This is a genomic window from Rhodovibrio sodomensis (assembly GCF_016583645.1).
In the GTDB taxonomy this organism is placed as follows: Bacteria; Pseudomonadota; Alphaproteobacteria; order Kiloniellales; family Rhodovibrionaceae; genus Rhodovibrio; species Rhodovibrio sodomensis.
In genome coordinates this window covers 127,603-137,509 of the sequence record NZ_NRRL01000004.1, presented here as the reverse complement: position 1 = coordinate 137,509, position 9,907 = coordinate 127,603, and the positions used below count along the sequence as shown (strand labels likewise).

General features: G+C 69.0%; 11 protein-coding genes and 2 tRNA genes. 7 read left to right on the top strand and 6 right to left on the bottom strand.

Features of this window, described 5'->3' with window-relative positions; translation table 11 throughout:
- Positions 1–70: 70 nt before the first annotated feature.
- Entirely contained in the window at positions 71–691 is a 621-nt protein-coding gene (locus tag CKO28_RS04040; RefSeq protein ID WP_200339250.1) for a transporter substrate-binding domain-containing protein, read from the bottom strand.
- Between the two features lie 401 nt (positions 692–1,092).
- On the opposite strand from CKO28_RS04040, the gene metC reads away from it, so the two are divergent.
- From metC to modC, 6 genes are all read left to right on the top strand, one after another.
- Positions 1,093–2,283 (top strand): cystathionine beta-lyase, encoded by a 1,191-nt coding sequence (metC, locus tag CKO28_RS04035; RefSeq protein ID WP_200339249.1) that lies wholly within the window; start codon positions 1,093–1,095, stop codon positions 2,281–2,283.
- Between the two features lie 9 nt (positions 2,284–2,292).
- Positions 2,293–2,655 (top strand): winged helix-turn-helix domain-containing protein, encoded by a 363-nt coding sequence (locus CKO28_RS04030; protein ID WP_200339248.1) that lies wholly within the window; start codon positions 2,293–2,295, stop codon positions 2,653–2,655.
- A 145-nt stretch (positions 2,656–2,800) separates the two neighbouring features.
- Positions 2,801–3,727, top strand: coding sequence for a glycerophosphodiester phosphodiesterase (locus CKO28_RS04025; RefSeq protein ID WP_200339247.1), 927 nt, complete (start codon positions 2,801–2,803; stop codon positions 3,725–3,727).
- A gap of 324 nt (positions 3,728–4,051) precedes the next feature.
- Positions 4,052–4,828: a molybdate ABC transporter substrate-binding protein gene (gene modA, locus CKO28_RS04020; protein ID WP_200339246.1), complete on the top strand. Its 777-nt coding sequence runs from the start codon at positions 4,052–4,054 to the stop codon at positions 4,826–4,828.
- 9 nt (positions 4,829–4,837) lie between these two features.
- Entirely contained in the window at positions 4,838–5,530 is a 693-nt protein-coding gene (modB, locus tag CKO28_RS04015) for a molybdate ABC transporter permease subunit (RefSeq protein WP_200339245.1), read from the top strand.
- Between the two features lie 4 nt (positions 5,531–5,534).
- Positions 5,535–6,662, top strand: coding sequence for a molybdenum ABC transporter ATP-binding protein (modC, locus tag CKO28_RS04010; RefSeq protein WP_200339244.1), 1,128 nt, complete (start codon positions 5,535–5,537; stop codon positions 6,660–6,662).
- A 29-nt stretch (positions 6,663–6,691) separates the two neighbouring features.
- On the opposite strand, the gene CKO28_RS04005 is transcribed toward modC, so the two are convergent.
- From CKO28_RS04005 to CKO28_RS03995, 3 genes are all read right to left on the bottom strand, one after another.
- Positions 6,692–6,767: transfer RNA gene (locus CKO28_RS04005), tRNA-Arg, on the bottom strand.
- Positions 6,768–6,915: 148 nt separating this feature from the next.
- The gene (locus CKO28_RS04000; protein ID WP_200339243.1) at positions 6,916–7,221 is read right to left on the bottom strand and encodes an ETC complex I subunit; all 306 of its coding nucleotides are present in this window, start codon (positions 7,219–7,221) and stop codon (positions 6,916–6,918) included.
- A gap of 85 nt (positions 7,222–7,306) precedes the next feature.
- Positions 7,307–7,383 (bottom strand) — tRNA-Pro (locus CKO28_RS03995).
- 209 nt (positions 7,384–7,592) lie between these two features.
- Between CKO28_RS03995 and CKO28_RS03990 the strand changes: the two genes are divergently transcribed.
- Positions 7,593–8,255, top strand: a complete 663-nt coding sequence (locus CKO28_RS03990; RefSeq protein WP_200339242.1) for an O-methyltransferase — start codon at positions 7,593–7,595, stop codon at positions 8,253–8,255.
- A gap of 206 nt (positions 8,256–8,461) precedes the next feature.
- Here the strand turns inward: CKO28_RS03990 and smpB are convergent, their stop codons facing one another.
- Complete coding sequence (gene smpB / locus CKO28_RS03985) at positions 8,462–8,971, bottom strand: SsrA-binding protein SmpB (RefSeq protein WP_200339241.1); 510 nt, start codon at positions 8,969–8,971, stop codon at positions 8,462–8,464.
- 37 nt (positions 8,972–9,008) lie between these two features.
- A complete protein-coding gene (gene dapA, locus CKO28_RS03980; RefSeq protein WP_200339260.1) occupies positions 9,009–9,884 on the bottom strand; it encodes a 4-hydroxy-tetrahydrodipicolinate synthase in 876 nt (291 codons plus the stop codon).
- Positions 9,885–9,907 lie beyond the last annotated feature (23 nt).

Sequence of the window (9,907 nt, the reverse complement as noted above, 5' to 3'; positions counted from 1 at the left end):
TATTCTTCGCCAAGTCCAGCCCGATCATGGTAACCTTCGCCATGGATGCCTCCTCCTTGAATGGCGTTTTTCAGTGCACCCATTCTGGCACACCGATGCCGCCGGAGGGGGCGTCCATCCCATCGCTCAGGGACTCCTCGAAGCCCTCGAACACAACCGGCTGGAAATCCATGTCCCGTGCGCGGAAGTAGTCGGTCAGGTTGAGCTCGGTCGTGGTGCCGGACTGCACGCACACGCTGGCGCCCGACAGTTCGGTCGCGCTGGAGACGCCCAGGTCGGTCGGCACCATGAAGCCCTGGCCGTCGTAGAAGGTCACGCCGGCGAAGTGGATGCCGAGCGAGACGTCGCGGGTCAGCGTCCAGGTGGTGTTGCGCGACAACAGGTCGATCTCGCCCGCCTGCAGGGCCGTGAAACGCTGCTGCGCCGACAGCGGCACGAACTGCACCGCCTGCGGGTCGCCCAGCACGGCGGCCGCGACGGCGCGGCAGTACTCGACGTCCAAACCGGTCCAGTTGCCCTGGTCGTCGGGGATCGAGAAGCCGGCCAGACCGGTGTTCACGCCGCAGCGCAGCGTGCCGCGCTCCATCACCGAATCCATCACTTGCCCGGCGTTGGCGGTGGGCGCGAACCCGGCGCCCGCGATCCCCGCGGCCGTGACGGCAGCCGCCGCCAACAGCTTGAAATTGCTCATATTCGGTTTTCCCTGTTCGCTCTTGTGTTTGGTCTTGTTGGTTGGGCCGGCTGCGTCGGACCCAGGCCCGTCAGCACTGCGCACGCCCAGGATACGGAGCGCACGCCGTGGCCCTCACGGGTCGGACTCATCCCCAAACCGGCCGTGAAACAGTGTCGGATCGGGGAGACAAAGGCAACAATGACGCGGACGGTTGAGAAAAAATTACTGCGTTCGCGTTCACGGCCGGGGCGCCGGTGGTTTGGTCGCCGCTGCCGGGCGCGTTCGATCTTGGTGGCGGCCGACCCGCCTACCTACGGCCTTGGCCGGCGGGCGGCTGCGTGAAAGGATCGCCGCACGGGACCATTTGGGTTCCAGCCTGCGACGGCCTCTACCAGCCACAGCGTCAATCGGACAGATACATGAGCGAGAAGCGGTTCAAGCGCGACACCCGTCTGGGCCACCTGGGCCGCGACCCGGCCCGTTTCGACGGGGCTGTGAACCCGCCGGTCTACCACGCCTCCACCGTGATCGCGCCGGATACCGCGACCTTCAAGGCCAGCGGCCGGCGCCGGTTCGAAAAGGGCGAGACGGTCTACGGCCGGTTCGGCACGCCGACCCATCAGATGCTGGAGGACGCGCTGACCGAACTGGAAGGCGGGGCGGATACGGTGGCCCTGGGCAACGGCCTGCAGGCGATCTCGATCGCGCTGCTGACGGTGGTCAAGGCCGGCGACCACGTGCTGCTGGCCGACAGCGTCTACGCCCCCACCCGCAAGTTTGCCAGCCAGATGCTGGCCCGCCTGGGGGTCGAGGTTGACTACTACGACCCGCTGGTCGACGGCCCGGCGCTGGACGCCCTGATCCGCGACACCACCAGCGCCGTCGTCCTGGAATCGCCCGGCTCCTCCAGCTTCGAGATTCAGGACGTGCCCGCGCTGGCGGAGACCGCGAAGGCGCGCGGCGTGGCCACGATCATGGACAACACCTGGGCGACGCCGCTGTTCTTCCGCCCGATCGAGCACGGCGTCGACCTGTCGGTCCAGGCGGCGACCAAGTACGTGGTCGGGCACGCGGACGCGATGCTCGGCGCGGTCACCGCGAACCACGCCTGGGCGCACCGGCTGCGCGAAACGGTCTACACCATCGGCGGCTTCGCCGGGCCGGACGACGTCTACCTCGGCCTGCGCGGTCTGCGCACCATGGGTGTCCGCCTGGAACGCCATCAGGCGACCGCGATGACACTGGCGACCTGGCTGCAGGAGCGCCCGGAGGTAGCCGAGGTGCGCTACCCCGCCCTGCCCGAGCACCCCCAGCATCACCTGTGGCGGCGCGACTTCGACGGCGCGAGCGGGCTGTTCTCGTTCGTGCTGGCGCAGCCCTATTCGCAGGACGCGGTCGCGGCGATGCTGGACCACTTCGATCTGTTCGGCCTGGGCGCCAGCTGGGGCGGCTTCGAGAGCCTGGCGATCCCGAGCGACCCGTACCGCACCGCGACCGCCTGGGACGCGCCGGGCCCGGTGGTGCGCCTGCACGCCGGCCTGGAAGACCCGGACGACCTGATCGCCGACCTCGCCGCCGGGTTCGACCGCCTGACCCGGGCGGCGGGCTGAGCGGCCGGCATGACGGCGAGCGCGCGCCTGCGGGTCCTGCTCGGCGAGGCCACCGCGATCGGCCCGGGCAAGGCCGACCTGCTGGACGCGGTCGCGCGCACCGGCTCGATCTCCGGCGCCGCCCGGTCGATGGGCATGTCCTACCGCCGCGCCTGGCTGCTGATCGACACGATGAACAAGTGTTTTCGCGCCCCGCTGGTGGAGACCAACGCCGGCGGCAAGGGCGGCGGCGGCGCGCAGGTCACCGACCTGGGGCACGACGTGCTCGCCCGCTACCGCGCGATGGAGCACAAGGCGCGCACGGCCGTCGGCGCCGATCTGGACGCTTTCCAGGCCCTGCTGGCCGACGACAGCCTGGACGACACGCGCTAGTCGCCTCTATCAAGACGTGTCGTTCAGGATCGTTTCGGCCTGTCTCGAGACACGACACGGCCCGAACGCAAGTCTTGGTCGGCGCGGCGCAAGGGTCTATCCCGGTCGGGCTTGCAGACCCGATGGACCCAGAGGAGCGGACATCATGAGAGCCATCCACGGACGCCTTGCCGGCCTCGCCCTGGCGGGCGCCGCGACCGCGCTGGCGCCCAGCACTCAGGCGGATACGCTGGCGCCGGACGGCACCGTCCTGAACATCGCCCACCGCGGCGCCAGCGGCCACGCGCCGGAGGAGACGCTGCCCGCGTTCGACAAGGCGCGCGCGCTGAACGCCGATTACCTGGAGCTCGACGCCCAGCTGACCGCGGACGGCAGGCTGGTCGCCTTCCACGACACCAAGGTCGACCGCACCACGGATGGGAGCGGCAAGCTGAGCGACTTCACGCTGGCCGAGCTGCAGGAGCTCGACGCCGGCAGCTGGTTCAACGCGCAGAACCCGGATCAGGCCGACCCTTCGTTCGCGGGCGTGCAGGTGCCGACCCTGGACCAGCTGGTCGCGCGCTACGGCACCGAGGAGAACTACTACATCGAGATTAAGTCGCCGGACGCCAACCCGGGCCTGACCGAGAAGCTGGTCGCCTGGGCGGAGCGCCACGACCTAGTCGCGAACGACGCCATCGTCATCCAGTCGTTCAGCCAGCCCGCGCTGCAGAAGGCGCACGAGCTGAACCCGGAGATCCCGCTGGTCCAGCTGGTCTGGTACCACCCGCGGGATTACCAGGAAGGCGCCGCGTTGAAGGAGTGGACCGAGGTCACCCCGGGTCCGGCCGAGCTGAGCCAGGCGGACTTCGAGCGGCTCGACGACTACGCCATCGGGATCGGCACCAACCTGACCTACAAGGACCGGCAGGTGATCGACGCCGATTTTGTCCAGACCGCCCGCGCGGCCGGGCTCGGCGTCCACGTCTACACGATCAACCAGAAGGCGACGATGCGCCGGCTGGTCGATTGGGGCGTGACCGGGATCTTCACTGACTACCCGGACCGCATGAACGAGGTTCTGGGCCGCTAGGGCAAGATGCTGGAAGCTGGAATCAGCTTTCAGCTGAATCTTGCCCTCTTTTCAGAAAGTTAGGGCAAGATGCTGAAAGGCGGCGCAGAATTCGCGATGAAGGCCGGTTCGGCTTCGATCGGGTTTGCTCTGGGTCGCGGCTTCGCGCAGCGCCTCGACCGATCAGCCTAAGTTTCTGATCTACCCTGATAACGCCCGGGTCGGCCACGACCGGCCGCCCGGGCTTTCGTGTGTCCGGCCCGCCCGGCCGACGCGCAGGAGCTTTGACGGGGGCGCTATATATGGGCAAATATAGCGCCTGCACCTGCTTCGGGGGAGGTCCGGATGACGCACGGATGGCTGCGCGGCGTGCTACTCGCGATGCTCCTGCTGCTGGCCGGACCGGTCCAGGCCAGCGGCCAGGTTACCGTTTTCGCCGCCGCCAGCACGACGGACGCGGTGCAGGCGGTCCTCTCGGCGTTCCGTGAAACGCATCCCGGGATCCCCGTGCGCGCGTCCTTCGCCGCGTCCTCCACCCTCGCCAAGCAGATCGCCCGCGGCGCGCCGGCACACCTCTACCTGTCAGCCAACGCCGGCTGGATGGACTACCTGGAAAGGCGCGGGGCGATCGATCCCGACAGCCGCATCGACCTGCTGAGCAACCGGCTGGTCCTGGTGGCGCCCACGGCGGCGAAGGTGTCCGCCAAGCTCCCAGCCCTGCCCGAAGCGCTCGGCGACCGGCGGCTCGCGATCGGCGATCCGGCGCACGTGCCGGCCGGCATCTACGCCAAGCAGGCGCTGCAGTCGCTCGGTCTGTGGGGTCGGCTGCGCGACCGGTTAGCCTACGCCGCCAACGTGCGCGCCGCCCTCGCCCTGGTCGCCCGGCGGGAGGCGGCCGCCGGGATCGTCTATGCGACCGACGCACGGATCAGCGACGACGTCCAGACGGTGACCACCCTGCCCGCGAACAGCCACGATCCGATCGATTACCCGCTGGCGCGCGTGGCCGGCGCCGACGGACCGGGCGCCCGCGCGCTCTACGCCTTCTTCCGCTCCGACCGGGCGCAGGCGATCTTCCGCGACCACGGGTTTGCGCTCGCCCAGCCGGCGGGCGCGAGCTAGGGCGCCCGCATGCTTCAGTTGACCGACCTGGAACAGGAAGCATTGGCGCTAAGCCTGCGGGTGGCGCTCTGGGCGGTCGCGACCGGCCTGCCGGCGGCGCTCGCCGTCGCCTGGCTGCTGGCCCGGCGCGAGTTTCCGGGCAAGACACTGGTGAACGGCATCGTCCACCTGCCGCTGGTCCTGCCGCCGGTCGTGGTCGGTTATCTGCTGCTGCTCACCTTTGGCCGCCAGGGCCCGGTCGGCGGCTGGCTGAACGCCACCTTCGGCATCACCCTGGCGTTCACCTGGCAGGGCGCGGCACTGGCCGCGGCGGTGATGGCGTTCCCGCTGATGGTGCGGGCCATCCGACTATCCCTGGAAGCCGTCGATACCCGGCTTGAATCCGCCGCGCGCACGCTGGGCGCGGGGCGGCTGGAGGTGTTCCTGACGGTCACCCTGCCGCTCACGGCACCCGGCCTGCTCGCCGCAGCGATCCTGGGCTTCGCGCGCAGCCTCGGGGAGTTCGGCGCGACCATCACCTTCGTCTCCAACATCCCGGGCGAGACGCGCACCCTGCCGCTCGCGCTTTACAGCCTGGTCCAGCAGGCCGACGGCGAAGCGGGCGCCCTGCGCATCGCGGCGATCTCGGTCGTGCTTGCCCTGCTCGCGCTGGCCGGCTCGGAACTGCTGGCGCGCCGCGTCAAGGCGCGGATCGCGGGCTGACTCGATGCTCGAAGTCTCCGTCGCCAAGTCCCTGGGATCGTTCAACCTCAACGCGCAGTTCCAATGCCCGGCGAAGGGCATCGTCGCGTTGTTCGGGCGTTCCGGTGCGGGCAAGACCAGTCTCGTCAACGCGCTCGCCGGGCTGGTCCGGCCCGACAGCGGGCGGATCGCGGTCGGCGACGACGTGCTGTTCGACAGCGCGCGCGCAATCAACCTGCCGCCGGAACGCCGCCGACTGGGCTACGTGTTCCAGGAAGGTCGGTTGTTCCCACACTACTCGGTGCGCGGCAACCTGCTGTACGGCGCCAAGCGCGCGCCCAGGGACGCGACCGGCGTATCGCTGGCCCAGGTGGTCGAGCTCCTGGGCCTGGGCGACCTGTTGGCGCGCCGGCCGCGCGACCTGTCCGGCGGTGAAAAGCAGCGCGTGGCGTTGGGCCGCGCCCTGCTGGCGAAGCCGCGGCTGCTGCTGATGGACGAGCCGCTCGCCGCGCTCGACCAGCCGCGCAAGCAGGAGGTGCTGCCGTTCATCGAGCGGCTGCGCGACGAACTGGACCTGCCGGTCGTCTACGTCACGCACGCCATGGAGGAGATCGTCCGGCTGGCCGACACCATGGTGCTGATCGACGCGGGCAAGGTCGCCGCGACCGGACCGGTGGAGGAGGTCACGGGACGCCTGGAACTGCGCCCGCTGACCGGCCGGTACGACGCGGGCGCCACGCTGCCCGTGACGGTCGCCCAGCACGAGCCGGCCGATCAGCTGAGCCGGCTCGCGTTCGACGGCGGTGAGCTGTTGGTCCGCCAGCTGGACTTAAGCGCAGGCACGCGGCTGCGCGTGCGCGTGCGCGCCCGCGACGTCGCCATCGCCCTGTCGCCGCCGCGGGACAGCAGCATTCTCAACGTGTTGTCGGGCACTGTTGCCGAAGTCGGGACGGACACCGGCGCGCTGGTCGACCTTCGGGTGCAGGTCGGCGGGCACGCACTGTGGGCCCGGATCACCAAGCGCTCCCTACGCCGGCTGGGCTTGGGCGAAGGCACGCCGGTCTACGCCCTGATCAAGACGGTCGCGATCGACCGCTACAACGTCGGCCGCGGGCGCGGTTCGGACCCGGCCGACACGCGCTCACAGGAATGACGGCATTCCGCGGCGACGCGACAAAGGGATGGTGCGCCCGGCAGGACTCGAACCTGCAACCACGCGCTTAGAAGGCGCGTGCTCTATCCATTGAGCTACGGGCGCGACGCGCTGGACGAAGACCGCAGATGCGCCGTCACGCGGGCAAGATGCGGAAAGCTAGGACCACCTTTCAGCTGCCTCTTGCCCTTTCTGCAAAAAAGTTGGAGCAAAACTTACGATCAAAGCCGTTTCGGCTTCCATCGATTTCGCTCTAGTGCGTCCAGACACCCAGCCGGCCGTATTTGAAGTTGTCGGCGTAGGCCTTGGGCTTGATCTCGCGTCGGCGCGGCTCCTCGACCGAGTACATGTAGCCCTCGCGTTCGCAGAACGCGATCGCCTCCTCCTTGGACGCGAACCACATGCGGACCTGCGTCTGGGTCTCGCTGGAGGCGGTCCAGCCCATCAGCGGCTCGACCTCGCGCTTGTGCTCCGGCTCGAACTCCAGCACCCAGCGTTCGGTGTTGGCCTTGCCGGACTGCATCGCCGTCTTGGGCAATTGATAGATCCGCGCTTGCATCTTCGTCGCCGTCCTCGTGTTGCGCCCGTGCGGTTGAGCCCGTCGCCACGCGGCAAGTCGGGCGCCCGGCCTGCCGGCGATCCGGTGGTCGGGGCGGCTGGATTCGAACCAACGGCCTCCTGCTCCCAAAGCAGGCGCTCTGCCAGGCTGAGCTACGCCCCGGGACACGCCGCGCGGGTGCCGGCGGCACACGCCTGTACGGGCCTGCCGGTCCCGTCCCGGACATACACGATGCCGGACTGGCGCGGCAAGCACGCGCTGCGGGCGCGCGGCCGTGCCGCGTCGGCGCGCGCCGTCTTGCCCCGCGTGCGACATGGCGCCACGATCCGGCACGCGCCACCGCCGAACCGACGCCGCCACAGGACCGCACCATGAGCCGCCGTACCCTCGGGCTGAGCGAAGACCTGCACGCCTACCTCCTGGACAACGCGCTGCGCGAGCCGTCCGCGCTTGGCCGCCTGCGCCAGGAAACCGGCCGGATGGACAACCCCGACATGCAGGTAGCGCCGGAGCAGGGCCAGTTCCTCTACCTGCTGGCGGAACTGACCGGTGCGCGGACAATCGTCGAGATCGGTACCTTCACCGGCTATTCGGCGGCCTGGATGGCGATGGCGCTGCCTGAGGGCGGTCGGCTGATCGCCTGCGACATCAGCGACGACTACACCCGGATCGCCCGACGGGTCTGGGACGAATTGGGGCTGACCGCGCGCATCGACCTGCGCCTGCAGCCGGCCCTGCAGACCCTGGACGGCCTGATCGCCGAAGGCGGGCGGGAGTGCTGCGACATGGCGTTCATCGACGCGGACAAGAAAAATTACGACGGCTACTACGAACGCTGCCTGTCGCTGCTGCGCCCGGGCGGCCTGATCTGTGTCGACAACACGCTGTGGAACGGACAGGTCGTCGACGCCGACGCGGCCGATACCGACACGCAGGCGATCCGCGCCTTCAACGCCAAGCTGCGCGACGACGGCCGGATCAGCCTTTCCCTGGTCCCGATCGGCGACGGCCTGACGCTGTGCCGCAAGCGGTAAGGTATCGTGTGTCCGCTCGCCCTTGAGGGGAGAGGGAGGGGCACGCCGGCTTTAGCCGGTGGGACGGTGAGGGTGGGACTCCCCGGCGTACGGCGAGGAGTCCCACCCTCACCTATCCTCTCCCCTCAAGGGAGAGGGACCCGCCGAGACGGTCTGCCAACTGAACATCGAAATGGCCGTCGCAGAACTGAATCCGACACGCGCGCCTACATCTTCTTGTATTCGCGCAGCACCTTGGCCTTTTCGCGTTCCCAGGCCTTCTTCTTCTCGTCCTCGCGCTTGTCGACCTTGGACTTGCCCTTGGCGAGGCCGAGGGTGAGCTTGGCGAGCCCGCGGGAGTTGAAGTGGATGTCCATCGGGACCAGCGTGTAGCCCTTCTGGTTCAACGCGCCCAGCAGCTTGTCGCGCTCGCGCTTGTGCACCAGCAGCTTGCGCGGGCGCTTGGGGTCGTGGTTGAACATCGCCGGCGGGTATTCGTCGATGTGGGCGTTCCACAGCCAGACCTCGCCCTTGCTCTCGCCGGCGTAGGCCTGCCCGATCGACGCACGCCCCAGGCGCAGCGACTTCACCTCGCTGCCGTACAGCTGCAGGCCGGCCTCGACCGTCTCCTCGATCTGAAAGTCGTGGCGCGCCCGCTTGTTGCGCGCGACCGTGCCCGTCTCGGTGAACGGGTTCTTGCCGCGGCGCTGGCGCTGCTTCTCCTTGGCGGTCGCCATCGGTCTTTAACTTGGGCTTTCGGCGCGGGACGGCGGCTTATGCCAGCAGGCCGACGGTCGACATCGCTTCGCGCACCTGGTGCTTGGCGCCGTCGCCAAGCGGCACGATCGGCAGGCGCACCCGCTCGCTCGCGAGGCCGAGCAGGCTTGCCCCGTATTTCGCCGGCGCCGGACTCGGCTCGCAGAACATCGCCGCGTGCAGCGGCATCAGCAGATCGTTCAGCTCCTGCGCGCGCGCCACGTTGCCGGCCGCCCAGGCGTCGTGCATCTCCGCCAGCAGGCCGGGGGCGATGTTGCAGGTAACCGAGATGCAGCCGTGGCCGCCCATCGACAGGAACGGCATCACGGTCGGGTCCTCGCCGGACATCTGCACGAACTCCTCGCCGCACGCCTCGCGCGTCCTGAACGGCCGCTTGATGTCGTTGGTGCTGTCCTTGACGCCGACGATCCGCGGCAGCTCGGCCAGCCGGCCCATCGTCTGCGGGTCCATGTCGACGATGCAGCGCCCGGGGATGTTGTAGATCATGATCGGGATGTCGGTAGCGTCGTGCACCGCCTTGAAGTGCTGGTACATCCCCTCCTGGCTGGGCTTGTTGTAGTACGGCGTGACCACCAGCGCCGCGTCCGCGCCGATCGACGCGGCGTGCTTGGTCATGTCGATCGCCTCGATCGTGTTGTTCGACCCGGTTCCCGCGAGCACCGGCACGCGCCCGTTCGCCGTCTTCACCGCGAGCTCGTTGACCCGCTTGTTCTCCTCGTGGCTGACGGTCGGCGACTCGCCGGTCGTGCCGCACGCGATCACGCCGTCGGTGCCTTGCGCGATCTGCCAATCGATGAACTCGGCATACGCCGTCTCGTCGACCCCGTTTTCGGTGAACGGCGTGATCAGCGCGCAGTAGGACCCCTGGAACATCGGCGCGGCCATCGCTGTCGTCT

Coding starts and splice junctions, on each gene's coding strand:
- CKO28_RS04040 (WP_200339250.1), bottom strand. CDS start 691: ATGAGCAATTTCAAGCTGTTGGCGGCGGCTGCCGTCACGGCCGCGGGG.
- metC (WP_200339249.1), top strand. CDS start 1,093: ATGAGCGAGAAGCGGTTCAAGCGCGACACCCGTCTGGGCCACCTGGGC.
- CKO28_RS04030 (WP_200339248.1), top strand. CDS start 2,293: ATGACGGCGAGCGCGCGCCTGCGGGTCCTGCTCGGCGAGGCCACCGCG.
- modC (WP_200339244.1), top strand. CDS start 5,535: ATGCTCGAAGTCTCCGTCGCCAAGTCCCTGGGATCGTTCAACCTCAAC.
- CKO28_RS04000 (WP_200339243.1), bottom strand. CDS start 7,221: ATGCAAGCGCGGATCTATCAATTGCCCAAGACGGCGATGCAGTCCGGC.
- modB (WP_200339245.1), top strand. CDS start 4,838: ATGCTTCAGTTGACCGACCTGGAACAGGAAGCATTGGCGCTAAGCCTG.
- CKO28_RS03990 (WP_200339242.1), top strand. CDS start 7,593: ATGAGCCGCCGTACCCTCGGGCTGAGCGAAGACCTGCACGCCTACCTC.
- smpB (WP_200339241.1), bottom strand. CDS start 8,971: ATGGCGACCGCCAAGGAGAAGCAGCGCCAGCGCCGCGGCAAGAACCCG.
- modA (WP_200339246.1), top strand. CDS start 4,052: ATGACGCACGGATGGCTGCGCGGCGTGCTACTCGCGATGCTCCTGCTG.
- dapA (WP_200339260.1), bottom strand. CDS start 9,884: ATGTTCCAGGGGTCCTACTGCGCGCTGATCACGCCGTTCACCGAAAAC.
- CKO28_RS04025 (WP_200339247.1), top strand. CDS start 2,801: ATGAGAGCCATCCACGGACGCCTTGCCGGCCTCGCCCTGGCGGGCGCC.